Source organism: Megasphaera stantonii (assembly GCF_003367905.1).
In the GTDB taxonomy this organism is placed as follows: Bacteria; Bacillota; Negativicutes; order Veillonellales; family Megasphaeraceae; genus Megasphaera; species Megasphaera stantonii.
Genome location: NZ_CP029462.1, coordinates 2,549,784 through 2,575,329 on the forward strand (window position 1 = coordinate 2,549,784; position 25,546 = coordinate 2,575,329).

The 25,546-nt window shown below is 51.0% G+C and carries 19 protein-coding genes and 2 pseudogenes; 19 read left to right on the plus strand and 2 right to left on the minus strand.

The genetic code is table 11. The annotated features are described in order from the left end of the window. Positions 1-15: 15 nt before the first annotated feature. The gene (locus DKB62_RS11985; protein WP_107195738.1) at positions 16-1,107 is read left to right on the plus strand and encodes a hypothetical protein; all 1,092 of its coding nucleotides are present in this window, start codon (positions 16-18) and stop codon (positions 1,105-1,107) included. Between the two features lie 330 nt (positions 1,108-1,437). Here DKB62_RS11985 and DKB62_RS11990 read toward each other — a convergent pair. Beyond that, positions 1,438-1,578: pseudogene (locus DKB62_RS11990) on the minus strand (IS256-like element ISCce2 family transposase); the annotation flags it as partial. Between the two features lie 78 nt (positions 1,579-1,656). Between DKB62_RS11990 and DKB62_RS11995 the strand changes: the two are divergent. Next, the gene (locus tag DKB62_RS11995) at positions 1,657-2,898 is read left to right on the plus strand and encodes an IS256 family transposase (RefSeq protein ID WP_107196844.1); all 1,242 of its coding nucleotides are present in this window, start codon (positions 1,657-1,659) and stop codon (positions 2,896-2,898) included. A gap of 157 nt (positions 2,899-3,055) precedes the next feature. Here the strand turns inward: DKB62_RS11995 and DKB62_RS12000 are convergent. Beyond that, positions 3,056-4,117: pseudogene (locus tag DKB62_RS12000) on the minus strand (IS256 family transposase); the annotation flags it as partial. Between the two features lie 621 nt (positions 4,118-4,738). On the opposite strand from DKB62_RS12000, the gene DKB62_RS12005 reads away from it, so the two are divergent. The 17 genes from DKB62_RS12005 to DKB62_RS12080 all read left to right on the plus strand — a co-directional run bounded on the left by DKB62_RS12005 (position 4,739) and on the right by DKB62_RS12080 (position 25,477). Beyond that, positions 4,739-6,490 carry a phage replisome organizer N-terminal domain-containing protein gene (locus DKB62_RS12005; protein WP_162860318.1) on the plus strand — a complete coding sequence of 584 codons (1,752 nt, stop codon included), beginning with the start codon at positions 4,739-4,741 and terminating at the stop codon, positions 6,488-6,490. A 617-nt stretch (positions 6,491-7,107) separates the two neighbouring features. Beyond that, positions 7,108-8,052, plus strand: a complete 945-nt coding sequence (locus DKB62_RS12010; protein ID WP_107196525.1) for a tetratricopeptide repeat protein — start codon at positions 7,108-7,110, stop codon at positions 8,050-8,052. A 209-nt stretch (positions 8,053-8,261) separates the two neighbouring features. Next, positions 8,262-9,302 (plus strand): heat-inducible transcriptional repressor HrcA, encoded by a 1,041-nt coding sequence (gene hrcA / locus DKB62_RS12015; protein WP_107196529.1) that lies wholly within the window; start codon positions 8,262-8,264, stop codon positions 9,300-9,302. A 15-nt stretch (positions 9,303-9,317) separates the two neighbouring features. Next, positions 9,318-9,953 (plus strand): nucleotide exchange factor GrpE, encoded by a 636-nt coding sequence (gene grpE, locus DKB62_RS12020; RefSeq protein ID WP_107196524.1) that lies wholly within the window; start codon positions 9,318-9,320, stop codon positions 9,951-9,953. A 33-nt stretch (positions 9,954-9,986) separates the two neighbouring features. Beyond that, entirely contained in the window at positions 9,987-11,849 is a 1,863-nt protein-coding gene (gene dnaK / locus DKB62_RS12025) for a molecular chaperone DnaK (protein WP_107196523.1), read from the plus strand. A 23-nt stretch (positions 11,850-11,872) separates the two neighbouring features. Next, positions 11,873-13,090, plus strand: a complete 1,218-nt coding sequence (dnaJ, locus tag DKB62_RS12030) for a molecular chaperone DnaJ (RefSeq protein ID WP_107196522.1) — start codon at positions 11,873-11,875, stop codon at positions 13,088-13,090. Between the two features lie 19 nt (positions 13,091-13,109). After that, the gene (gene prmA, locus DKB62_RS12035) at positions 13,110-13,991 is read left to right on the plus strand and encodes a 50S ribosomal protein L11 methyltransferase (RefSeq protein WP_107196521.1); all 882 of its coding nucleotides are present in this window, start codon (positions 13,110-13,112) and stop codon (positions 13,989-13,991) included. Next, the gene (locus DKB62_RS12040; protein WP_087478598.1) at positions 13,991-14,719 is read left to right on the plus strand and encodes a 16S rRNA (uracil(1498)-N(3))-methyltransferase; all 729 of its coding nucleotides are present in this window, start codon (positions 13,991-13,993) and stop codon (positions 14,717-14,719) included. The genes prmA and DKB62_RS12040 overlap by 1 nt, the downstream gene beginning before the upstream one ends. Next, positions 14,719-16,035 (plus strand): tRNA (N(6)-L-threonylcarbamoyladenosine(37)-C(2))-methylthiotransferase MtaB, encoded by a 1,317-nt coding sequence (gene mtaB, locus DKB62_RS12045; RefSeq protein ID WP_107196520.1) that lies wholly within the window; start codon positions 14,719-14,721, stop codon positions 16,033-16,035. Before DKB62_RS12040 ends, mtaB begins: the two co-directional genes overlap by 1 nt. Position 16,036: 1 nt before the next feature. Continuing rightward, the gene (locus tag DKB62_RS12050) at positions 16,037-16,381 is read left to right on the plus strand and encodes a histidine triad nucleotide-binding protein (RefSeq protein ID WP_087478596.1); all 345 of its coding nucleotides are present in this window, start codon (positions 16,037-16,039) and stop codon (positions 16,379-16,381) included. A gap of 3 nt (positions 16,382-16,384) precedes the next feature. Beyond that, complete coding sequence (locus DKB62_RS12660; protein WP_157949730.1) at positions 16,385-16,543, plus strand: hypothetical protein; 159 nt, start codon at positions 16,385-16,387, stop codon at positions 16,541-16,543. Between the two features lie 96 nt (positions 16,544-16,639). After that, positions 16,640-17,563 (plus strand): DMT family transporter, encoded by a 924-nt coding sequence (locus tag DKB62_RS12055; RefSeq protein WP_107196519.1) that lies wholly within the window; start codon positions 16,640-16,642, stop codon positions 17,561-17,563. Positions 17,564-18,181: 618 nt separating this feature from the next. Continuing rightward, positions 18,182-18,592, plus strand: coding sequence for a hypothetical protein (locus tag DKB62_RS12060; RefSeq protein WP_107196518.1), 411 nt, complete (start codon positions 18,182-18,184; stop codon positions 18,590-18,592). 40 nt (positions 18,593-18,632) lie between these two features. Further along, on the plus strand, positions 18,633-20,558 hold the full coding sequence (locus DKB62_RS12065; RefSeq protein ID WP_115759907.1) for an ESPR domain-containing protein: 1,926 nt from the start codon (positions 18,633-18,635) through the stop codon (positions 20,556-20,558). Continuing rightward, positions 20,555-23,410 (plus strand): S-layer homology domain-containing protein, encoded by a 2,856-nt coding sequence (locus DKB62_RS12070; protein WP_240320153.1) that lies wholly within the window; start codon positions 20,555-20,557, stop codon positions 23,408-23,410. The genes DKB62_RS12065 and DKB62_RS12070 overlap by 4 nt, the downstream gene beginning before the upstream one ends. Positions 23,411-23,534: 124 nt before the next feature. After that, on the plus strand, positions 23,535-24,116 hold the full coding sequence (locus DKB62_RS12075) for an RNA polymerase sigma factor (protein ID WP_107196516.1): 582 nt from the start codon (positions 23,535-23,537) through the stop codon (positions 24,114-24,116). A gap of 119 nt (positions 24,117-24,235) precedes the next feature. Continuing rightward, positions 24,236-25,477, plus strand: coding sequence for an IS256 family transposase (locus DKB62_RS12080; protein ID WP_107196844.1), 1,242 nt, complete (start codon positions 24,236-24,238; stop codon positions 25,475-25,477). The last annotated feature ends 69 nt before the right edge of the window (positions 25,478-25,546 follow it).

The following is a 25,546-nucleotide window of genomic DNA, read 5'->3' on the forward strand; positions in this document are numbered from 1 at the left end:
CTATGGAGTAAAAAAATGGTATCGAAATATATTGATAATAAAGAACTTAAAAGAGTAATAGAAGATGGCAAACTAAAACCTTTTCGCATAAGAAAAATACTTAAAGATCAAGGTATTATTCTTGCATCCAATAATCCAGAACAAATTGCAAAACAAGTGTATCCTATATTATGGGGAAGTTATGATATAGAAAACTTAAGTCAATCTTTGGATGACGAAAGTAATTATATAAAATCATCTGTTGTAGAAGTAGAGATTAAGAAATCTGATAATATTATAGATGAGTTAGAGGATTTTTTTTACAACGCTTCTTTCGGAATGACTCGTTACCGGCTTTCTGCTGTAAACCGAGTAGATGATGATCAACTGGTAGTTAAGTTGAGGTATACAATTAATCGGCCAGGAAGAAATGAATTTATATCTACCCAACATAAAAATACGGATATTATTGTTAGAAAGGTTTCAGATGAAAAGGCAATTATTGATGTTAGACAAGCTTCTACGACAGAAATGAAAGAAATCAATAAATTTTTGGAGGAAGCGACAAAAAAGGATACAGCGGTACATACCCACCATATCACTTTGAGAGTTTTGACAAATGAGAATAAAATTGCTTTTTTCGATGAATTCATCAAAAAAAATTTTGCGGATTGGCGGTTTGAAACTGTGACAAAGGTAGAACTAAAGCGGTGTGAAGGATCTGAGGATGATGAAACTAGAGCGTTAGACGAAGAAGAAAGTTCTGCTTTATCAAATCTACAAGGAATTACAAGTGCCATTTTGAATGGGACTAGTATAAGAAATAATTCATTTGTACAAGAATGCTTGCAGAATAATTTCTATATCACAACGATGGGATATAAATTTGAGAGCTTATCTGATTTGCGAAAAGTGGTTGTAGAAGTAAATTTTAAATATGATGATTTGAAAATAGATATATGCAAGACATATGAGTATGATTCAGATTCTGAGGGACTTCGACTGCATCCAGCAATGCTAGATATACAGGAAGAAATACTGAAAATGTTTCAAGAAGCTGCATATGAGCAGTATATTGAGATATTTGAACGACAGAAACAGAACGCTCAAAAAGCAGGGGTAAATTGATTTGGAAATTATGATGAAGTTGCTTAAGATACTGCGTATAATTAAAAAAGCGTTGTAAGAAGACAAAAAAGATGACTAATATGCTGTGAGTAATAGATATTCCATAAAGAGCTGATATAATTGAGATTCGTAAAAGAATAAGTAACTCTCTTTTAAATGTTAGAAATAGTGCCAAACCGAATGAATATATTTATTTAGGAAAACGCAGACACGTTTTTGCAATTCCCATTCTGTTTCATAATTAGTAGTCAGAAATATTTACGCAAATGAAAAGTAGGTAGTGTCAAGTATTTTTCGCAAAATGGTTTGCAGGCCCTGATATGAGTGAAGTCACCCAGCAATGGAGGTATCCTCCAGAGCCGCCTGTAGGTGCTTCATGTTCATGTACTTCTTGTTGCCCCACTGGGTACCGGCCACATGGCGCAGCCGGGCACAGACCAGCATGAGGGCGGAGTTGCCGTCCGGGAGACTATGTGAAGCTTTTTCTGTAAATAACTGCTAGGTATAGGTCTTCTATGATACAATCTAAATCATAGGAGGCTTAGTATCATGGCAAGAGAAAAGAAACCGGTACATAAGGTCATTATGACCGAAGGAAAACGCAGCATTATTCAACAACTGTTTCAAGAATATGACATTCAATCCGCAGAAGATATTCAGGAAGCACTGAAAGACCTGCTGGGCGGTACCATCAAAGAAATGATGGAAACCGAGATGGACGAACACCTTGGCTATCAGAAATCCCAGCGGTCTGACAGCGAGGATTACCGCAATGGGTATAAGAGAAAGCGGGTCAACAGCCGGTATGGTACCGTAGATATCCAGGTACCGCAGGACCGCAACTCCACGTTCGAACCGCAGGTGGTCCGTAAACGGCAAAAAGATATCTCTTCTATCGACCAGAAAATTATCTCCATGTATGCCAAGGGAATGACGACCCGGCAAATTTCAGAAACGTTAGAGGATATCTATGGATTTGAGGCTTCCGAAGGCTTCATTTCCGATGTAACCGATAAAATCCTGCCTCAAATTGAAGACTGGCAGAAACGCCCGCTGTCGGAAGTGTATCCTGTCCTCTATATTGATGCCATTCATTATTCTGTCCGGGATAACGGAGTGATCCGGAAGCTGGCAGCCTACGTCATTCTGGGAATCAACATAGACGGACAAAAAGAAGTTCTGACGATTCAGGTCGGAGACAATGAGAGCGCAAAATATTGGCTTTCCGTGCTGAATGAATTGAAAAATCGCGGGGTAAAAGATATCCTGATTCTCTGTGCCGATGGCCTGAGCGGGATCAAAGAAGCCATCGCCGCAGCCTATCCTAACACGGAATACCAGCGCTGCATCGTACATCAGGTACGAAACACGCTGAAATATGTAGCAGACAAGGATCGTAAGCCTTTTGCCAATGATTTAAAGACTATTTATCAGGCTCCGTCTGAAGAACAGGCTTTGGAATCTCTGGAAAGGGTAACCAAAACATGGTCTGTAAAATATCCGAATTCCATGAAAAGTTGGAAGCAAAACTGGGATGCCATCTGCCCAATTTTCAAGTTTTCCATGAACGTAAGAAAAGTGATTTACACGACCAATGCCATCGAATCCCTGAATTCCACCTACCGGAAGCTGAACCGTCAGAGAAGCGTATTTCCAAGCGATACAGCGCTTTTAAAAGCCCTGTATCTGGCGACGTTTGAAGCCACCAAAAAATGGACCATGCCAATCCGAAACTGGGGACAGGTGTATGGGGAACTGAGCATAATGTACGAAGGCCGACTCCCAGAGTAACGCATAGCTGGCAAAAGCAGGCGAAAATCCTGTCTGTACTTGACATGTTCAGCATGTGTTGTTATATATAAACCATGAGCTGAAAGTTCTCAAATTCGCTTTCAGCTTACCAAGTATCATAGAAGATCTATGTTTACAGAGATTTTTTCACAGGCTCGTCCGGGAAGCTGACCACCACACGGGTACGGCGGCGGATCTCCCGGTTAAGCCGTTCCATGACGTTATTAGTACGGATACGGGTCCAATGTTCACAGGGAAAATCGCAGTAAGTCAGCGTTTCCTCAATGCCATCCTCCACCTTCTTGGCAGCCTCTTTCAGTTTCATGGAACGCAGTTCTTCTACCACGGCCCGGGCTTTCTCACGGGCAGCTTTCTTGCTCTCCTGCGCATGGATCGCTTTGAGCATTTTGGCCACCAGCTTCACCTTGGAACGAGGCGTTACAGAGAAGATATTGCGGTAAAAGTGTACAGTACACCGCTGGTACTTGGCCTCTGGAAACACTTCTCCCACAGCTTCCAGCATACCCAGGCACTTGTCGCCAACTACCAGTTTGACTCCATCCAGGCCCCGGCCTCGCAGCCATTGAAAGAAGCTGACCCAGCTAGCTTTATCCTCCTTCATGCCCTCGGCAGCCCCAAGAACCTCACGGTATCCATCTTCATTTACCGCAATCGCTACCAGAATGGCCACATTCTCAAACTCTCCGCCCCAGTTGCGACGCAAGTAGATGCCGTCCACATAGACATACGGGTAATGCCCTCCCTGTAAGGGGCGGTTACGCCAATCCTCAATGTGGACATATGCCTTCTTATTCAGTTCACTGATGGTTGAGGGCGACACTTTGCTGCCCCACAGCGCCTCTGTAATGTCTTCCACACGCCGGACGGATACGCCGGCCAGATACATCTCGATGAGGGCTTCTTCTACGCTGCTTTCACGGCGGCGATACCGCTCAATAATGGCGGTCTCAAAGGAAATCCCTTTGAGCTTGGGTACCTTGAGGGTAACGTCCCCGGAAGTGGTAGTGAGGCTGCGCCTGTAGTGGCCGCTGCGATAGCCCTGACGCTTCTCATTGCGCTCGTATCGGGCCGCCTGAGTCAGTTTCTCCGCCTCGGCCTCCAGCAGCTCGTTGAGAGTCTCCTCTACGCTGCCACGCACAAGATCCTTGAGCTGTCCCTTGATTACTTCCTCGTTAAGCTGTACAATCTTTTCAGACATGGTTTGCTTGCTCCTTTCAGAATGGTGTGTCGCGACTTCATTCTACCAGAGTTCTGCAAGCCATGTCTCTTTTTATTTTTGCGAAACTTATTGTACCTTATCTTTGATAGTGTCGGGAATACGTGCCGTTGCCGACAAAAATATGATTGAACTTTATAGGCAGGAGGCGTTTGCGGTCTTGGATGGAGTATGCATAGAAGTTATGGAATGGAAGAAATGCATCGTGATTCAGTTGTCGAAATAGCTAATGAATTGGCAAATGTTTGGCGTTGCATGAATGGTTTAATGCAGTATGGTATCAGTATATATTTTGATTTATATGTATTATAAACTGAATTACGGCGTATAGCTGACAAGGGCCTATGATTGCCAATGGCTTTGTCAAGCCGTTTTTAGCTTACATTTGGTTCTTGACGCTTTGCGGCGTTACGCGTAACGTCTTCTTTTCTTTTTCTCTTTCTTTTTATATGTTTCCCGGTCTTATTTTTTATTTGATGTATTTTCTTTTTTTGATGAATCGTTTTTGCGTTGCGTTTTATGCAAGTTTGGCAAGAGGGGAAATAAAATTGGCTCTTCATGTCCCTTACTACTATAGAGAGCTGCGAAGGGAGAGGTGCGGACATGAAGGGGCTGCGATGGTTTCAAACGAAGGTGGGGTTATTTCAGGACCCACGGATGATGTATTTGCTGAGTCAGCCTCATGGCGATTCGTATTTCGTCATTTGGTTTTATCTCAAGGATTTGGCCGGCATGATTAACGACGACGGCTACATATACGTATCGGAGAGACAGGTTATGCCGACGGAGCTGCTGGCTCGTCAGCTGCGCCGCCGCAAGGCCTTTGTGGAACGGGTGCTGGACGTGTTTGAGCAGATTGACCTCATCAGCCGCGATGAAACGGGGTTGATCCGCATCGTGCCCTGGGATGAAATCCAGAGCTTTTCCCGCGACGAGAAGAAGCGCAGCGACGCCCGGGACCGCATGCGGCGCTATCGCCAGCGGCAGCGGGAGGAGCAGGCGAATGTAGCAGCTTGCGCTTCCCATAATGAAATGCCTGGTCGTATGCCTGCCGAAAGGCTGGAGAGCGTCAATGGGCAGGCCTGTGAAACGGGATATGTTGCGCCGTATGGCAGGTCTGAATTGGATTGCCTTCAGCATGGTGAACAGATTGGCCGCGTGCTTGACGAGAGCATACAGAATGACAACGAACTAGTACCTGAAACGGAACGTGCTGCGTCATACGGCGGGGCTGCTGTGGATTATCCCCTAAACGGCATGAAGACCATCGCTGTGACCGATAAGAAAAGACTGCGTGTCCATGGACAGGCACAACAAACGGGATATACCGTGCCGTCTGGCAAGGCTGACTTACATTGTGTTCGGCATGGTGAACAGGTTGGGGCTATGCCTGACGAGAAAGTACATGGTGTCGATAAGCCAACGCCTGAAACGGAACCTGCTGCATCGTACGGCAGGACTGCTGTGGATTATCACCGAAATGGCATGAAGACCATCGCTGTGACCGATAAGAAAAGACTGCGTGTCCATGGACAGGCACAACAAACGGGAGATGCCGTGCCGTCTGGCAAGGCTGAATGGGAATGTGTTCATTATGGTGAACAGGTTGGTGTTCTGCTTGACGCGAAAGTACAGGGCGTCGATAAGCCAATACCTGAAAGGGAATATGCTGCATCGTACGGCGAGGCTGTTATGGGTTGCCCACGAAACAGCGGGAAGGATGCTGCTGGGCCCGATGAGAAAGTACAGAGCGTCAATGGACAGACACATAAAGTGGAATGTGCCGTGGCGAACGATGGGGCTGATCTGACCTGCACACAGCTTTCCGAAAGGCAGGAAATCGCGGCGTATGATAGGGATGGAATGAACGGCATACAGGGAGAGGAAAGGGCCGAAGGAATAGCGTATGTAACCGAAGACAGGGCATATGTGCCAGGGGCAGATTTTGCTGCAGATTATCTCGATGAGGGGCGAGATACCAGCAGCGATAGGGAGGAGCCGTCGTCTCTGCCGGGCGGCAAGGCCCTCCTGTATTACGAAGCCTTGTTCGGCAAGGCCGACGGGCAGACCGTAGAGGCCTTGCAAGGGTTGGCGCGGCGCTGGGGCGACGAGGCTGTCTGCCGGGCTGTTTGCATTGCCTTGAAGAAGGGCGCGTCCAGCATCCAGTATATCCGCACCGTATTGGTTCACTGCAAGGGAACTCCCCGCCATGATACGGCGCCCAGCCCGTACGAGAACGCAAGGTCTATGCCTTCCGGCCAGGGCGGACTCCGCCATATCAGCGATATGAACTGGGGCAGCCCGGACGTCAGCTTAGGCGAAGGCATCCGGCCCGTATACGAAGCGCTGCCATAGGCATAACGGCTAAAGGACGGGCCGCAGATTCAGGTTAGCAAGACGCCTGAAAATCAGAATCTACAGGTTCTGACAGCGTTAGGATACGGGTAAAAAAGTATAAATTCATGGCGGGGAAACGTTGTTATTCAAAAATAAAAGAATAGTAGAGCAGCGCAGCGCTGCTCTGCCGGTACCGTCATGCTGCCTATGGCCTATATGACGCAGCCCACAGCGCTACATACTGCGCGTAATGGGGAAAGCGTATACACGCAGCAAAGCAGCGGTGCTCGTACATTCTGAAGAAAATACCGATACAGCAAGGCGGATATCGAAGCAAAAATACTTGCAAAAACGCTATTCTTTTAGACGGTGTAAAATACTTGCAGAAAAACTTTAGTGTACAAAAGTAAAACATATAATGTAACGGTAATGCGCGTTGGCGTGTTGCTGCATATTGTCTATGATGCGAACCATAGCAGCAATAGATTGAGAAAATTATCAAAAAATTCCTGTCAAAACGATACCCACAACAACGTTACACTATCATTTTTTTGCTTTTTTACTAGCCAAACAGTTTGCCGATTGTTACAATAAACAATAAAAGCAATATATACTACATTTGCGAGGCGATATCTATGAGTTTGGCTACGGAAAAAGAATTTAAAAATATTCACGAGTTCATTGAGCGGCGATTGGGCGGTCGGAAACCGGCGTCCGACGAAGAACTGAACCAGCTGATTCAGGAATATATGGATCAGACGAATACTATGCTGGAAGCACAGGAGCCGCTGACGGAGGAAACGGCGGAAGACGTATTCGACTGGTTAGAGCTGGCCGGACGAGCCAGGAGCAAAAAGGTGCAGAGACGGTATCTGGAAAAGGCGAAGGAACTGGAGCCGAAAAATCTGGACGTATTGTCTGCCCTGCTGTTTTTGGATAAGCGGGCCTATCATGAGTATCTGCCCGACGTTGAACGGCTGCTGGCTCTGGGCAAGGAAGATCTGCGGGAGCGGAAGATTTACCAGCAGTCCGTAGGCGACTTTTATCAGGTTTTGGAGACGCGCCCGTATATCCGGCTTATGCATATGTATATGTTTCTGCTGCAGCAGTGCATGATGCTGCGGAAGGCCATCGCCGTAGGCAAGGAAATTTTAAAATTAAACTGCAGCGATAATCTGGGCGTCCGATATACGCTGATGCACTTGTATGTCTATATGGAAGACGAATACAACGCCCTGAAGCTGATGCGTCAATTCAAGGAAGTCGACGATACGGCCGGATTTCAGCTGCCTCTGGCGCTGCTGTATTTCCAAGAGGGGAAATCAGAGGAAGCCAAAGGCGTATTGAAACGATTGAGCATGACGTACCGCGGGTTCCGATCGTTTCTCAAGGATGCGGCGGAACTACGGCTGCTCGATGAATCCGAATATATAGATGAATATCAGCTGTATACGGAAAGCGAATTAGTCAGCTGCTATCAGGAAAACTTGTTCCTGTGGGATTCGCGGCAGGAATTTTTCCAGTGGGCCCGGAAAGCGATGACGCCGCCTCGGAAGAAGAAAGAGCAGACGACGACGTAATGATGCATAGGGAGCAGTCCGGCTGGCAGCGGCCGGGCTGTTCGACTGTGCCTGAAAAAGTTGTTTGACTTTTTGACTAATTAGCTGTTTTTTGGCCTAAAATCATTGACAAATACTTGCAATCATGCTATCTTTTATATAGTCATTAGCACTCAAATTGCATGAGTGCTAATTAATAAGTCAAATGAGCAGAAGCAGAGGTGATGCATATGGATTTGGATGAGAGAAAACAAAAAATATTGCAGGCCATCATTCAGGACTATATCACTTCTGCCGAACCGGTCGGCTCGCGGACTATCGCCCGAAAGTACAATTTAGGCGTCAGCGCCGCGACGATCCGCAATGAAATGTTTGATTTGGAAATGCTGGGCTATTTGGAACAGCCTCACACGTCGGCCGGGCGGATTCCGTCCATCAAGGGCTATCGGTTTTACGTCGACTGCCTGCTGGAGCCGACGCAGATTTCCGAGGAAGAAAAGCGGTTCGTCCAGTCCTGGTTCCACGATAAGATGAACAACGTCGACCAGATTTTCCAGTCGACGGCCAAGGTCTTGTCCAAGATCACCCACAATGTGACCTTGGTCATGGCGGCCCAGCAGGTGAGTTCGAAGCTGAAGTACATCCGCTTCCTGCCCCTGGATTTCCGGCGGGCCATCATGATCGTCGTCACCGATTCGGGCCAGATCGAGAACTGCATTTTCCCGAAGCCTGAAGATACGGACGTAGACGAGCTGAACGTCATCGCCGAAAAGCTGACGCATTACCTGGCCGGCCTTCCCGTGAGCCGCATCAATATGGAAATGCTGGAGCAGTTTCACGAATCCATCGTCGGCGACCTGGAGCTGTACCGGCTGGCCTTCCGGTCTATCCATCAGGCCTTCCGCAGGGAGCAGCAGCTGTACAAGGGCGGGGCCATGGAGCTCTTAAACAAGCCGGAGTTCAAAGACGTAGCGAAGGCAAAAAACTTGTTCACCATGCTGGAGGAACAGGACGTCATGGCCAATCTGTTCAGCGACGGCGGCCAGGAGCCGCAGAAGACCGTGACCGTGCGCATTGGGGAAGAAGCAAACCTATCTCCTATCAATGATTGCAGCATCATCGAGGCGACTTTCAAGGCAAACGACGTCGTCCTCGGCAAGATTGCCGTGCTGGGGCCGACGCGCATGGAATATGCCAAGATCATCGGTCTCCTCGATTTTATGAAGCAGCATGTGACGAATATTTTAGAGCATTATCACGACGATACATAGGAGGCTTTCATACAGATGAGCAAAGATAAAGAAAAGGATAAAGAAAAAAAGCACGAACAGCAGGCTGCTGCCGAAGCGGCAGAGGCTGAAAACGCGAAGGTAAACGAATCGGCTGAACAAGCGGAACCGGCGCAGGATGCAGGAGACGCTCCGGCGGCAGATGAGGAACAAGCGGCGGAAGATGCCGCTTCGACGGATGCCAAAATTGCGGAAGCAGCCGTAGCGGATATGAAACAGCGCTACATGCGCCTGCAAGCCGACTTCGCCAATTTCAAAAAGCGGACGGCCGGCGAAAAGCTTCAGATTTCTGAAGTCGTAAAAATGGAAGTCCTGCAGAACGTCCTTCCCGTCGTCGACAACTTCGAACGGGCCCTGCAGGTGCCGCAGGATAAGCTGACGGACGATCTGAAATCCTTCGTAGACGGCTATGAAATGATTTACAAACAGCTCATGACCGTCCTGGAAAAGGAAGGCGTTGTGAAAATCGACGCCGTCGGCAAACCCTTCGACCCGAACTACCATCAGGCGGTCATGCGGGTAGCCAGCGACGAATACGACAACGACGTCGTCGTCGAAGTGCTGCAGGAAGGCTATTTGCTGGGCGACAAGACCTTGCGTCCGGCTATGGTAAAAGTTGCATTTAACGGTTAATCATCGTAGAAAGATATTGAGGAGGAATTTATCATGAGTAAAGTAATTGGTATTGACTTAGGTACGACAAACTCTGTTGTAGCTGTTATGGAAGGCGGCGAACCGACCGTCATCACGAATACAGAAGGTTCTCGTCTGACGCCGTCTGTCGTCGGCTTTTCCAAGACAGGCGAACGCCTCGTAGGCCAGCTGGCAAAACGCCAGGCCGTTTCCAACCCGGAAAACACGATTTCTTCTATTAAACGTCACATGGGCGAAAGCTACACCGTCGACATCAACGGCGAAAAATACACGCCCCAGCAGATTTCCGCTATGATTCTGCAGAAATTGAAAGCCGATGCTGAAAGCTATTTGGGCGAAAAAGTAACCCAGGCCGTCATCACGGTACCGGCTTACTTCAACGACTCCCAACGTCAGGCTACGAAGGACGCCGGTCAGATTGCCGGCCTCGACGTACTCCGTATCGTCAACGAACCGACGGCAGCTGCTCTGGCCTACGGCCTCGATAAGGGCGGCGAAGGTAAGATCCTCGTATTCGACCTCGGCGGCGGCACCTTCGACGTATCTATCCTCGAACTGGGCGACGGCGTCTTCGAAGTTAAGGCTACAAACGGCGATACCCACCTCGGCGGCGATGACTTCGACAATGCCGTTATGAACTGGATGATCAGCGAATTCAAGGGCCAGACGGGCATCGACCTCTCGACGGATAAGATGGCAGAACAGCGCTTGAAGGAAGCTGCGGAAAAAGCGAAAATCGAACTGTCTACGGTTCTCTCGACGAACATCAACCTGCCGTTCATCACGGCTGACGCGACAGGCCCGAAACACCTCGACCTGACCCTGACGCGCGCTAAATTCAACGAATTGACGGAAGACCTCGTACACCGCACGATGGAACCGACGAAGAAAGCCATCGCCGATTCGGGCTTCACTATTGACGAAATCGACAAGATCATCCTCGTCGGCGGCTCCAGCCGTATTCCTGCCGTACAGGACGCTATCAAATCCATCCTTGGCAAGGAACCGAGCAAGGGCGTCAACCCGGATGAATGCGTTGCTATCGGCGCAGCTATCCAGGCCGGCGTTCTCGTAGGCGACGTCAAAGACGTACTGCTCCTCGACGTAACGCCGTTGTCCCTGGGCATTGAAACGCTGGGCGGCGTATTTACGAAGATCATCGAACGGAACACGACGATTCCGACGTCCAACAGCCAGGTATTCTCCACGGCTGTCGATAACCAGCCCTCCGTCGACGTACACGTCCTCCAGGGCGAACGCGAAATGGCAGCCGACAACAAGACACTGGGCCGTTTCGAACTGTCCGATATCCCGGCAGCTCCGCGCGGAGTACCTCGTATTGAAGTTACATTCAACATCGACGCCAACGGCATCGTAAACGTTTCGGCCAAAGACCTCGGCACGGGCAAGGAACAGAAGATTACTATCCAGTCCTCGTCGGGCCTCGACAAGAGCGAAATCGACCGCATGGTCAAGGAAGCTGCGGCTCACGAAGCAGAAGATAAGAAACGCAAGGAACTCATCGAAGCGAAGAACAACGCCGACTCCCTGATTTATCAGGCTGAAAAGACGATCAAAGACCTGGGCGACAAAGCCGACGCTTCCAAGGTTTCCGATATTAAGAGCAAGATTTCCGACTTGAAGGAAGCCATGAAGGGCGACGACGTCGACAAGATCAAATCGGCGTCCGAAGCCGTCACGAAACCGCTCTACGACTTGACGAGCGAAATGTACAAGCAGGCCGGCGCGCAGCAGCAGGCTCAGCAGGGCCCGGCCGGCGCAGGCAGCGCTCAGGGCGGCGCCCAGCAGAGCGCCCAGGGCGGCGAAAAGGTAGTCGACGCAGACTATAAAGTCGTAGACGACGACCAGAAGTAAGGTAGATAAGAGGGGTTGCCCATATGAGTACGAAACGAGATTATTACGAAATCCTCGGCGTTCCTAAAGACGCCAGCGACGCAGAGATCAAAAAGGCTTTCCGCAAGTTAGCCATCAAATACCATCCGGATAAAAACCGGGACGACCCCAAAACTGCCGAAGAAAAGTTTAAGGAAGTCAACGAAGCCTACCAGGTCTTGTCCGATAAGAACAAGCGCGCCCAATACGACCAGTTCGGCCACGCCGCCTTTGAAAACGGCGGCGCCGGCGGTCCGGGCGCAGGCGGCTTCGGTGGGTTCGGCGGCTTTGGCGGATTCGGTCAGGGCGGCGGGTTCGGCGGCTTTGAAGACATCTTCGCCGATTTCTTCGGCGGCCAGGGACGCCGCCAGTCGGCAAACGGCCCGCAGCGCGGCGCAGACCTGCGCTTCGACGTGGATATTTCCTTTAAGCAGGCCGCCTTCGGCACGGAAATGGAAATCCAGGTCCCGAAGGATGAAACGTGCGACCGCTGCAACGGCAGCGGCGCCGAACCGGGCAGCGACGTAGAAACATGCCCCGTCTGCCACGGCACGGGCCAGCAGCGCGTCGTCCAGAACACGCCCTTCGGCCAGATGGTCAACGTCCGCACCTGCTCGCACTGCGGCGGCACGGGCAAGATCATCAAGAAGAAGTGTACGAAGTGCCACGGCGACGGCACGGTCAAGGTCCGCAAGAAGCTGAAGATCAAGATTCCTGCCGGCGTCGACGACGGAGCCCGTCTCCGCGTAGCCGGCGAAGGCGAACCGGGCGTACGCGGCGGCGGCCACGGCGATTTGTACGTATACATCTTCGTCCGCCGGGACCCGCAGTTTACGCGGGAAGGAAATGACATCCTGTCGCAGGAAACGATTTCCTTTGCCCAGGCGGCCTTGGGCTCGACGATCCGCGTCGATACGCTGGACGGCAAGATCGAGCTGAAAATTCCTGCCGGCACACAGACCGGCACGGTATTCCGCATCCGCGGCAAGGGCGTGCCCGTCTTAGGCGCGAAGGACCGCCGCGGCGACCATCACGTACAGGTCACCGTAGCCGTACCGAAGAAGATGAACGCCAAGCAGAAGGAACTGCTGAAGGAATTTGCCTACGCAGGCGGCGAAACCTGGGTGGGGGAGCCTAAGCCGGCCCAGACATCGCCGGAAGGTTCCAAAGAAAAATCTAAGGGCAAAAAAGGCTTTTGGAGCAAATTAAAAGAAGAACTTTGAAGATAAGGGAGAACATTCGATGAAATGGAATGAAATCGATTTGATTGTTTCCCCAGAGGCCACCGATTTGGTGGCCCTTCTTTTATATGAATGCGGCAGCAGCGGCTCGATTATCCACGACGACGAGGCCGACGAGCTGGGCCGCATCCGTATAACGGCGTATTTCCCGCCGGAGCAGAAGGACGCTGTGGAAACGGTACGAACGCATATGAGAGAGCTGGCCCGGCGCGACGCGGCCCTGGGCAAGTGGCAGATTCGGACAAATTTGACCGATGACACAGACTGGCTCTATTCCTGGCAGGCTTATTTTCATCCGAAGAAGATATCGGAGCATTTCTGGGCCGCGCCGGCCTGGGAGCCGGCTGAGCCGGGCGAGGGAGAAGACGTCGTGGTCATCGAGCCGGGACTGGCCTTCGGCAGCGGCTTCCACGATACGACGTGCATGTGCGTCCAGTATTTGGAACAGGCCGTCAAGCCGGGAGCCGAAGTATTCGACATCGGCACGGGGACGGGCATTTTAGCCGTGGCAGCGGCCAAGCTCGGCGCAAAGCACGTCGTTGCCGTCGATTTCGACGAAAAGGCTGTATCTCAGGCTGTCATCAACGCCAACCTGAATAACGTGAGCGATGTAGTCGACGTGTACAACAGCGATTTGCTGGCCGCCGTATCGGCCGAGGGCAAGAAGGCCGACGTCGTCGTTGCCAATTTGGTGACCAACGCCGTCCTGGCCCTGCTGCCGTCTCTTCCGCCGTATATGGAACCGAACGGCGTCCTGATTGCCAGCGGCATCATTGACGAGCGCATCGGCGAGGTCCGCCGCGCCGCAGGGGAAGCAGGCTTTGCCTGGGAAGATGAATGCCTGCAGAACGGCTGGTACGCCGTGCGCATGAGGAGACTATAATGCGGAAACTATTTACGGATTTCCCCATTTGCGGGAACTTTGAGCTGTCGGCTGACGACGCCCGCCACGTCCTCGTCGTCCTCCGCCATACGGTGGGGGACACGCTGGCCGTGACGGACAGCACAGGCGCGACGTACGAATGCGTCATCACCGCCGTGCAGGGCCATTCGGCTATGCTGACGCCGGCGAAAAAGCTGTCCGACGGCGACGAGACGGCCGGCGAGGTCGTCCTGGCGGCGGGGCTTTTGAAGAGCGACAAGTTCGACTGGGTCGTCCAAAAGGCGACGGAGCTGGGCGTCAGCCGCATTGTTCCTGTACAAATGGAAAATTGTGTAGTAAAATTAAATGAAACTCGCCGTCAAAGCCGGCGGGAACGGTGGCAGCGCCTGGCCCTGGAAGCGGCGAAGCAGTGCGGCCGCAGCGACGTGCCGCCTGTAGAGGACGTCGTCGAGTTCCAGGCTCTGGTGGACCAGTACGGCCATGAGCGGTTCGTCATTCCCTACGAACGGGAAACGGCCCCGCTGGCCGACGTATGCAGCCAGATCCGCACGGGAAACGTCGTGCTCTGCATCGGCCCCGAAGGCGGGTTTTCACCGAAAGAAATACAATACGCCGAGGCGCACGCCGCCTGGTGCCGTACCGTTTCCTTAGGGCCCCGCATCCTGCGGGCCGAGACGGCGTCCCTGGCCGCCCTGGCGATTGTCAAATACGAAAGAGGATTTAAATAATGGCGACTATTGCTTTTGCGACGCTGGGATGCCGCGTCAATCAATACGATACGGACAGCATGCGCGGCCTGTTTTTGGCCGAAGGCTTTGCCGACGCCGATTTTAACGACGCCGCCGACGTGTATGTCATCAACACCTGCTCGGTGACCCAGATGGGGGAAAAGAAATCGCGGCAGCTCATCCGACGGGCGAAAAAGCGCAATCCTAAGGCTGTCGTCGTCGTGACAGGCTGCTATGCCCAGCTCGACCCGGAGCTGTTGGCGGCCATGGACGGCGTCGACGCCGTCGTCGGCACCAATGAAAAGAAGAACATTACGGTCATCGTCCGAAAGCTCTTGGGACATGAAGCCGGCGGGACGATACAGGCCGTGCACGACGTCATGAAGGGCGACGAATTCGAGGAAATCCCCCTCTATCCGTCGGCAGTGGAGCATACGCGGGCCGACCTCAAGATTCAAGAAGGGTGCAATAATTTCTGCACCTACTGCATCATCCCTTACACGCGGGGCGGCTTGAAGTCGCGTCAGCCCGACGCCGTCATAGCCGAGGCGCAGCGCCTCATTTCCTACGGCTTCAAGGAGCTCGTCCTGACGGGCATTCATCTGGGAGCCTATGGCAAGGATCTGCCGGAACGGCCGACGCTGGCTCTCATCCTGCGGCGGCTCCTGGCCGAGACGGACGTACAGCGCATCCGCATGGGCTCCGTCGAATCGCTGGAAGTAGACGACGACCTCATCGCGGTCATGAATTCGTCGGACCGCATCTGCCCGCACCTGCATCTGCCCCTGCAGTCCGGCTCCGACGCCATCTTGAAGGCCATGAACCGCCAGTACACGAAGGCCGAGTACAAAGAGCTGCTCGCCGAACTGCGCAGCCGCATTCACGGCCTGACCATCTCGACGGACTTGATTTTAGGCTTTCCCGGTGAAACGGACGAGCTGTTTCAGGAGACGATGGAAACGCTGGAAGAGCTGAAATTTTCCCACATCCACGCCTTTCCCTATTCGCAGCGGCCCGGTACGCCGGCGGCGGCCATGGCGAATCAAGTCGACTCGCAGGTAAAGAAAGAGCGGGTCGAAATCGTCAACGCCTTGTCGGCCCGGCAGAAGGACGAGCTCCTGGCTCAGATGGTCGGCAAGACCGTCCATGTCCTCATCGAGCGGCAGGACGGCACGAAAGGCGAAGGCTTTTCAGAAAACTACGAACGGGTCTGCGCGGAAGGCCTGACGGAACCTTGCGAAGGCGCAATCGTTCCCGTCGTGCTGGACCGGGCGGACAACCATATACTTTACGGTACATTAAAGGAGGATGCTTAACATGGAAGACTGCTTATTCTGCAAGATCATCAAGGGAGAAATCCCCAGCACGAAGGTGTACGAAGACGACAACTTCTTCGCCTTCAAGGACATTGCGCCCGTTGCGCCGGTACACGTCCTGGTCATTCCGAAAAAACACGTCGCCAGCATTGCGGCCCTGACGGAAGATGACGCCGACGTAGCCGGCAAGATGCTCTTCGCCATCCAGAAGGTCGCTCAGGAACTGGGCTTGGACAAAGACGGCTACCGGGTCATTTTCAACACCGGCGAAAAGGCCGGCCAGACGGTACATCACATGCACGCCCACATCTTAGGCGGCAAGGAAATGGCTTGGCCCGGCGTATAAGCGATGGAAGAAGATATGTCGAAACGGCCGCGCCCTGCCGGCCGGCCTAAGAAAAAGAGAAAGCTGCCCCATGTGTCACTGCGCGGCGGTTCAGGCATCCGCGTCATATCCATTGCGATACTTGCCGCCGTCATGGCCTTTCTCATACTAAAAGGAGTATAAGCATGGCAACAGCCTGCGCAGCGAAAGCGATTGCTTGGCGGCGCAGGCTTTTTATTGTCGCCGGTGTATCTGCGCCGGCAAAGAGAGGTGCGTCGTATGATGAAGAAAAGCCGCAGCCGTATACTATGGGGCTGTCTCTGTGCCGTCGGCTGCGAAACCCTATTCGGCCTGAGCTATATCTGTACCAAGGAGGCGACGCAGGCCGCCAGCGCCCTGACATTGCTGGGATGGCGGTTTTTCGTCGCCGCTGCGTTCATGGCCCTGTGCGCCGCGTCGGGAAGGGTGCAGGTGCGCTGGAAAGGAAAACCAAGAAAGCCTCTCCTGGCCGTAGCTCTCTGTAATCCCGTCGTCTATTTTGTCGCCGAGACCATAGGCATCAGCCGGACGACGGCCTCGGAAAGCGGCGCCTTTTTGGCCTGCATTCCCGCCGTGTCGCTCCTGGCCTCGACGCTGCTGCTGGATAAATCGCCGCAGAAGCATCAGGTCGTCGGCATTGCCGTGACCCTGGCCGGCGTCCTCACGGCAGTCCTGGCAGCCGGCGCGTCGGCGAGCTTTTCTCTTTCCGGCTACGCCGTCCTGACGATTGCCGTCCTGTCTTATGCCTTGTACAGCGTGTCTGTCGAAAAGGCCGCGGCTTACACGGGGGCAGAGCTTACGGCGGCCATGATGGCGGCCGGCGCGGCCGTATTTATTCCCTTGGCTCTCGCCGAAGGATGGCATACGGAGACACTGGTTGATAGCCTGTGCCTGCCCTTGACCAACTCAGCCTTCCTCGCTGCTATTCTGTATCAGGGCGTGGGCTGCTCCGTCCTGGCTTTTTTCTTGTCCAACATAGCCCTCGCCAGCATCGGCGTAAACCGCACGGCGTCATTCATCGGCATTTCCACCGTCGTAGCCATCGCCGCCGGCGTCACTATGCTGGGCGAGACCTTTTCCCTGACGCAGACCATCGGCGTCGCCGTTATATTGTCCGGCGTGTACATCGCCAATGCGAACATCGGAAAATCTAATGGGATGTAACCAACAAAATACCTCTTGCCTGTCCATGAAATATCACGATTTGCTCTCTCGGCAAAAAAAATATTTCATGAACAGGCATTTTTTTACATATATTTTTTCCCTTTGTCAGCTTTAAATTCAATATAAAAACGGGGGGATTGATGGTAACGATAAAATAGCCTGTTCCCGAATTTTATCGGGGTGGCCTGAGGATAAAAGTGTCATTAAATTTATTAGAAATATTGCCAAAATACATAATATTTTAATTAAATAATAAATAATACGTAAAATAATAACAAGGCAGGGGATATTGATTTTATTTTAGTAAAGTGATATATTGAAAACTATAAAAGGGGGTGAAAGATATGTTCTCTAGCTTGAACCGTTGGAATAACAGGGTGAATACATCCTGGGATATGAACGCAAATACATATACGGGGGGGGGTACCATTATAGCCATAAATATGCATTCGTCCCGTATACAGTACTGACGACGACTATCCGGGGATTCGTGCGCCCTGTTATGCATCATAGCGTGTGTTTTAGGCAGCATAGGTTTATGCTGTCTTTTTTGCGTGTCTGCCTTGGCTGGAAGCAGGCCGGACGGTATATGGCTGCTGGAGACGGTAAGGTCAGCCTATGAAACGGCCGGCTGTATGCCCCATCTGCGGAAAGGATTTCCTAGCCGACAGGGCGACGCAGAAATACTGCAGCTCTTACTGCCGGCGGTACGCCCACCGGCACGGCGCGAACAACCACGTGCGGCCTCCCAAAGACGCCGAGGCCCTGCGCAGCTTCCACTGCATCAAGTGCGGCCGCCTCGTGCGGGTCACAGAGCCGACGGACCGGCGGACCAAATTCTGCTCGGCCCATTGCGAGAGGCTCTATTGGAAGCACTCTAAAAAGGTAACGTCCGTAGTCATCCGGCGAGCCTTTCGCTGCCGCAACTGCGGCGCCCTCGTCGAAGTGAGCGAGGCCAAGGACAGGCGGACGACCTTCTGCAGCCTGGCCTGCCGCGAGAAATGGTTTTCCCTGCACAGAAAAAAATAAAACACGCGAAGCCAAGTATGAATACAAGGAGGAAACACATATGAACCGGATCTATAAAGTAATATGGAGTAAAGTAAAACATCAGTACGTCGTCGTGTCCGAGCTGGCTCATCGGGATGGAAAACGGAGTAGTACGGCTGTGACAAGTAAAGCCACATGGCGCGCCTTGGCGGCAGCTCTTATGCTGACAGGTTCGTTGGTTGCTATGCCGTATGCTGGGTATGCTGCAGCGACAGGAGGAACGGCTACGTCTGGGCAGTATATTGCTGTGGCTGTAGATGGTGATAATAGTACATATACTACTACCGAGCAACAATGGGTTCCTGGTCATTTTGAGAACTGGCAGTGGGTTCCGGGACGTTATGAAGATGTAGAAGTAACAAAACCCTATGAAGAAGGCGAAACCCGGCAGTTTACAGATGCCAATGGTAATGAACATGATTATACCTATGTAAAAGTTAAAGACGATAAAGGTGAATTCCATAATTACTGGGTTAGAGATGGATATACTATCACGATAGTTGATCATCCGCGTTATGATGCAGTTGATGGAAGCGATGCTCCGGATAATACGTATGTTATTAACGCCACTAAAAACGATGGAGCGGACGACAGTGGTCTGATTTCTTCCAGTGAAGCCGTAATTACGGATGATACAAATCATACAACGCTTACGGGGAATCCGTTAAATCAGATTGATGCCGGCATGTACGGCGGCGCTGTCAATACAGGCAGCCCAGTTACTCCAAAAAGTTATAACTACTACATCAATGATAATGGAAATGGCTATAGAGATGTAGGGAAGGATCATTGGAGTAGTACAAATTTTAAAGCCGTTTACCAGCAAAGCGACGGCACGTACAATACCATGGAAGATGGCAGCGGAACAACGGTTTCCTCGGAAAATTTGTATGTCATTGATGGCGAACTGGGCGCATTTTTCAATAGCAATGGTACAGTTTATGACAAAGACAAGCAGGGATATATTTACGGTTATAACAATGAAATATTGATGACTGGTAGAGATGAAAATGGTAAATACTACAGCTTCTGGGCAACAAAAATAGATGACCCGAATGCTTCTATGTCCAATATGACTATGGGCGATCATGAAAAAATAGTCAATGCTCTTCATGACAGTATTTACACTGCCCAAGGCGATGACATTAAGAAAATTGACGTAGTTAAAGCGGAAAATGGTAATGGTGGCACAATTGGTTTAGTTCGTCAAGGTGATTGGGTCAGCGATGGACAAGGGAATGGATATTATCAAGAAACTGATCCTATTCCGGGAACTATCACCATCAGAAACACCGATAACAGCGGAAAAGACGGTCATGACGTTGCCATTCGGTTTGGATCTATAGATGAGGAAGGAAATGATATCGAAAAATTCACCGTAGATGCCGGCTCGAAAGTCGTAGGTAAAAATGGTGATGCTGTAGCTAATGAAGGAGACACCTTAACCAGCGTTGATATCAACGGTAAGAATTATAAACTTGGCGACGGCAAAACGTATACAGCGGGAGACAATATTACTATCAGTGATGATGTTATTTTTTCTACGGATTACCAGCTGATAGCCAATCCGACAGAAGGCAGTGACGGCAAGTATACGGTAGCAGACGGCAAGGTAGAGTTAACCGTACAGAACGGGGACAATACGGAAGACCGTAACACCGTAACGATTGACGGCATAGCCAGCACAGCTGATGTAGCCAAGGCGACGTCGACTGTCACGGGCGACACCAATGTAAATGTAACGCCGGATACGACAGCAGAAGACGGCCACACAGAATACAAAGTCAGTCTGGAAGATGACATCTATCTGGGAGGCAGTCAAACGGCAGACAGCAACAACCTCTTCTTAGATGGTACGAATGGCTCGATTTACGCAGGCTCGTCGTCGGAGACCGGATTGTCGTTAACGGAGCTGACCGTACCATCAGCGGCTTGTCGAATATGACATGGACGCCGACTACGGTAGATTACAGCCAGTCCAATAAAGCGGCAACAGAAGCTCAGTTGAAAGCTGTCGCAGATTCGGATGGATATGTTACGAGCGCTACGTTAAACGGCAGTACACTGACTCTGGGAAGAAACCAGAATTTAGGAGATGTAACGGTAGATCTGGGTACATTAACTGAAGGCCTGAGCGGCACGGATTACCAGCTGATAGCCAATCCGACGGAAGGCAGTGACGGTAAATATACGGTAGCAGACGGCAAGGTAGAGTTAACCGTACAGAACGGGGACAATACGGAAGACCGTAACACCGTAACGATTGACGGCATAGCCAGCACAGCTGATGTAGCCAAGGCGACGTCGACTGTCACGGGCGACACCAATGTAAATGTAACGCCGGATACGACAGCAGAAGACGGCCACACAGAATACAAAGTCAGTCTGGAAGATGACATCTATCTGGGAGGCAGTCAAACGGCAGACAGCAACAACCTCTTCTTAGATGGTACGAATGGCTCGATTTACGCAGGCTCGTCGTCGGGAGACCGGATTGTCGTTAACGGAGCTGACCGTACCATCAGCGGCTTGTCGAATATGACATGGACGCCGACTACGGTAGATTACAGCCAGTCCAATAAAGCGGCAACAGAAGCTCAGTTGAAAGCTGTCGCAGATTCGGATGGATATGTTACGAGCGCTACGTTAAACGGCAGTACACTGACTCTGGGAAGAAACCAGAATTTAGGAGATGTAACGGTAGATCTGGGTACATTAACTGAAGGCCTGAGCGGCACGGATTACCAGCTGATAGCCAATCCGACGGAAGGCAGTGACGGTAAATATACGGTAGCAGACGGCAAGGTAGAGTTAACCGTACAGAACGGGGACAATACGGAAGACCGTAACACCGTAACGATTGACGGCATAGCCAGCACAGCTGATGTAGCCAAGGCGACGTCGACTGTCACGGGCGACACCAATGTAAATGTAACGCCGGATACGACGGCCGAAGACGGCCACACAGAATACAAAGTCAGCCTGGAAGATGATATCTATCTGGGAGGCAGCCAGACGGCAGACAGCAACAACCTCTTCTTGGACGGCACGAACGGCTCGATTTACGCAGGCTCGTCGTCGGGCGAACGGGTTGTCATTAACGGAGCTGACCGTACTATTAGCGGCTTGTCGAATATGACATGGACGCCGACTACGGTAGATTACAGCACGTCCAATAAAGCGGCAACGGAAGCCCAGTTGTCACAGGCAATCTCGAATGCTACCTCTGAAATGACTGCTAGTGATCAGCATTTAGTGGCTAATCCTGATGGTGGCAATTATGCTGTCAATAAAGAAACAGGAGATGTAACCTTAAAAGTTCAATATAAGGATGAACAAGGAAATACGAAATATCATGATGTGACAATTGAAGATGTAGCATCTAAAGCCAATTTGGACGCATTGGAAAGTATTGTTGGCGATGGAAATTATATTAAACCTGGTGAAACAGGTAATGTTGTCAATAATGATATGAATGTGACAGAAGCTATTGGTGCATTGGATGGTGCTATTGCCAATGCTGCGGCAAATGCTAATAAACATAGCTCTGTTCATGGTGGTAGTAATATTTCTGTTACTGAAGGAACAAATCCAGATTTTGAAGGCGGAAAAGACTATGTTGTTTCTCTGAATGACCATATTACTTTAGGTGATAAGGAACAGGGGACTTATGTAGATGTCAATGGAGAAGACGGAACTGTGACGGCTTCCGGCAATATCAGCGCAGGCTCCTTCAAGACTGATAATATTACAATTAACGGAATTGGAGCAGACGGTAAGCATACCGGTACTATTACGGGTTTGTCCAACACGACTTGGAACAAAGATGTTGCTGATGCAATTGCGGCTAATGCTAACGGCGAAGCCGGTACGGCGGCAACGCAGGGACAGTTGCAGCAGGCTATGAGCACGACTGTTCAATATGACACTAAAGACGGCTCGGTGGATAAAGGCAGCATTACCTTTGAAGGCGAAAACGGTACGACGCTGAAGAATGTAGCTGCTGGTGAAGTTTCTGCTACGTCGACACAGGCTGTCAACGGTAGTCAGTTGTGGCAGACGAACCAGGCTGTTATCAACAACAGCCAGAACATCCAGATGCTCAGCAACTCCGTCAACAAGCTGGATAACCGTATCGACCGCGTCGGCGCTGGTGCAGCGGCCTTGGCGGCCTTGCATCCCCTTGATTTCGACCCGGATGCGAAGTGGGACTTCGCCGCAGGCTATGGCAATTACCGCGGTGCGAACGCTGTGGCTGTCGGCGCGTACTATCGTCCCAATGAAGACGTCATGTTCAGCGTCGGCGGTTCCATGGGCGGCGGCGAAAACATGGTCAACGCCGGCGTATCCTTGAAGATCGGCGCAGGTTCCAGCAACGTCACGACGTCCCGCGTCGCCATGGCTAAGGAAATCAAATCCATGCGCGATATTGTAGCCAAGCAGGACGCCCAGATTCAGAAATTGACGGCCATGGTCAATGCATTAGTCGGCGTACAGACCGAAACGGATTCGTCCATGTTCCCGGACGTGCCGGAAAACCACTGGGCTTATGAAGCTGTGGAAGCCATGGCCAAGAGCGGCTTGGTCAAGGGCTATCCTGACGGCGAATTCAAGGGCGACCGCACGATGACCCGCTATGAATTTGCCCAGATCGTCTACAACGCCATTCAGGCCGGCGCAGAAGTAGACGCTCGTCTGGTAGAAGAATTTAAGCCGGAATTACAGTTCTTCCACATCGCGACGGTGGCGAAGGACAAAGACGGCAACCCGACGATTGAACGGGTACGGGCTAACTAATTTCATACAGAGGGGAACTTTGCGTATAGCTGCCGTGCAGCTGACGCAAGGAAGAAAAACGAGTCGGGGGAAACCTCGGCTCGTTTTTTACTATCATTTTATTCATTTAAAGGAGGAACTTCCCATGAATCAAACCGTGTGCCAATGGATAGAACGCGCTCAGAAAGGCGAGGAAGAGGCGGTATTGCTGATATTGCAGCAGTTCCGGCCCTTGATTTGCAAATATGCCCGGCGGCACCGATATTGCTACGATTCGCTGGACGAGGCCGTGTCGGTGGCCCAGCTGGCAATTTTGGAATGCGTCGATGCCTTCGACGTAACTTGCGGCGACGAAGCTCACAAGGCCTTTCGTAGGGCTGTAGACCGGGTGTTTAAAAGAGAAAGCCGGCGGTTTAAGGCATATATGGAATCGGTAGAGACGGCCCTTCATATAGACGAGAGCGCCGAAGCCTTAGGCTTGACGGGCGGCGACGAGCAGGACCCGCACCGGCAGGCCGTGTTGTCCGAAGTACGGGAGCTGGTGCGCAAATGCCTGAACAGCCTGACGGAAGAAGAACAACGATTTCTCCGCCTGCGCTGTCAGCACGACCTGACCTACGAAGACGTAGCCAAACGCTGCGGCCTGTCCCTGTCGCAGGCTCATAAGCTGACAAAAGCGGCTATGGTCAAGTTTCATGAGGGCATATACGGCTGCGATGTGGAATAGGGTGGTGCATGTGTTAATTTTTTATTTCAGATGTTGCACTTAGATTGTACATTCATTGTAAATAACTGCTAGGTATAGGTCTTCTATGATACAATCTAAATCATAGGAGGCTTAGTATCATGGCAAGAGAAAAGAAACCGGTACATAAGGTCATTATGACCGAAGGAAAACGCAGCATTATTCAACAACTGTTTCAAGAATATGACATTCAATCCGCAGAAGATATTCAGGAAGCACTGAAAGACCTGCTGGGCGGTACCATCAAAGAAATGATGGAAACCGAGATGGACGAACACCTTGGCTATCAGAAATCCCAGCGGTCTGACAGCGAGGATTACCGCAATGGGTATAAGAGAAAGCGGGTCAACAGCCGGTATGGTACCGTAGATATCCAGGTACCGCAGGACCGCAACTCCACGTTCGAACCGCAGGTGGTCCGTAAACGGCAAAAAGATATCTCTTCTATCGACCAGAAAATTATCTCCATGTATGCCAAGGGAATGACGACCCGGCAAATTTCAGAAACGTTAGAGGATATCTATGGATTTGAGGCTTCCGAAGGCTTCATTTCCGATGTAACCGATAAAATCCTGCCTCAAATTGAAGACTGGCAGAAACGCCCGCTGTCGGAAGTGTATCCTGTCCTCTATATTGATGCCATTCATTATTCTGTCCGGGATAACGGAGTGATCCGGAAGCTGGCAGCCTACGTCATTCTGGGAATCAACATAGACGGACAAAAAGAAGTTCTGACGATTCAGGTCGGAGACAATGAGAGCGCAAAATATTGGCTTTCCGTGCTGAATGAATTGAAAAATCGCGGGGTAAAAGATATCCTGATTCTCTGTGCCGATGGCCTGAGCGGGATCAAAGAAGCCATCGCCGCAGCCTATCCTAACACGGAATACCAGCGCTGCATCGTACATCAGGTACGAAACACGCTGAAATATGTAGCAGACAAGGATCGTAAGCCTTTTGCCAATGATTTAAAGACTATTTATCAGGCTCCGTCTGAAGAACAGGCTTTGGAATCTCTGGAAAGGGTAACCAAAACATGGTCTGTAAAATATCCGAATTCCATGAAAAGTTGGAAGCAAAACTGGGATGCCATCTGCCCAATTTTCAAGTTTTCCATGAACGTAAGAAAAGTGATTTACACGACCAATGCCATCGAATCCCTGAATTCCACCTACCGGAAGCTGAACCGTCAGAGAAGCGTATTTCCAAGCGATACAGCGCTTTTAAAAGCCCTGTATCTGGCGACGTTTGAAGCCACCAAAAAATGGACCATGCCAATCCGAAACTGGGGACAGGTGTATGGGGAACTGAGCATAATGTACGAAGGCCGACTCCCAGAGTAACGCATAGCTGGCAAAAGCAGGCGAAAATCCTGTCTGTACTTGACATGTTCAGCATGTGTTGTTATATAT

Coding starts and splice junctions, on each gene's coding strand:
- DKB62_RS11985 (WP_107195738.1), top strand. CDS start 16: ATGGTATCGAAATATATTGATAATAAAGAACTTAAAAGAGTAATAGAA.
- DKB62_RS11995 (WP_107196844.1), top strand. CDS start 1,657: ATGGCAAGAGAAAAGAAACCGGTACATAAGGTCATTATGACCGAAGGA.
- DKB62_RS12005 (WP_162860318.1), top strand. CDS start 4,739: ATGAAGGGGCTGCGATGGTTTCAAACGAAGGTGGGGTTATTTCAGGAC.
- DKB62_RS12010 (WP_107196525.1), top strand. CDS start 7,108: ATGAGTTTGGCTACGGAAAAAGAATTTAAAAATATTCACGAGTTCATT.
- hrcA (WP_107196529.1), top strand. CDS start 8,262: ATGGATTTGGATGAGAGAAAACAAAAAATATTGCAGGCCATCATTCAG.
- grpE (WP_107196524.1), top strand. CDS start 9,318: ATGAGCAAAGATAAAGAAAAGGATAAAGAAAAAAAGCACGAACAGCAG.
- dnaK (WP_107196523.1), top strand. CDS start 9,987: ATGAGTAAAGTAATTGGTATTGACTTAGGTACGACAAACTCTGTTGTA.
- dnaJ (WP_107196522.1), top strand. CDS start 11,873: ATGAGTACGAAACGAGATTATTACGAAATCCTCGGCGTTCCTAAAGAC.
- prmA (WP_107196521.1), top strand. CDS start 13,110: ATGAAATGGAATGAAATCGATTTGATTGTTTCCCCAGAGGCCACCGAT.
- DKB62_RS12040 (WP_087478598.1), top strand. CDS start 13,991: ATGCGGAAACTATTTACGGATTTCCCCATTTGCGGGAACTTTGAGCTG.
- mtaB (WP_107196520.1), top strand. CDS start 14,719: ATGGCGACTATTGCTTTTGCGACGCTGGGATGCCGCGTCAATCAATAC.
- DKB62_RS12050 (WP_087478596.1), top strand. CDS start 16,037: ATGGAAGACTGCTTATTCTGCAAGATCATCAAGGGAGAAATCCCCAGC.
- DKB62_RS12660 (WP_157949730.1), top strand. CDS start 16,385: ATGGAAGAAGATATGTCGAAACGGCCGCGCCCTGCCGGCCGGCCTAAG.
- DKB62_RS12055 (WP_107196519.1), top strand. CDS start 16,640: ATGATGAAGAAAAGCCGCAGCCGTATACTATGGGGCTGTCTCTGTGCC.
- DKB62_RS12060 (WP_107196518.1), top strand. CDS start 18,182: ATGAAACGGCCGGCTGTATGCCCCATCTGCGGAAAGGATTTCCTAGCC.
- DKB62_RS12065 (WP_115759907.1), top strand. CDS start 18,633: ATGAACCGGATCTATAAAGTAATATGGAGTAAAGTAAAACATCAGTAC.
- DKB62_RS12070 (WP_240320153.1), top strand. CDS start 20,555: ATGACATGGACGCCGACTACGGTAGATTACAGCCAGTCCAATAAAGCG.
- DKB62_RS12075 (WP_107196516.1), top strand. CDS start 23,535: ATGAATCAAACCGTGTGCCAATGGATAGAACGCGCTCAGAAAGGCGAG.
- DKB62_RS12080 (WP_107196844.1), top strand. CDS start 24,236: ATGGCAAGAGAAAAGAAACCGGTACATAAGGTCATTATGACCGAAGGA.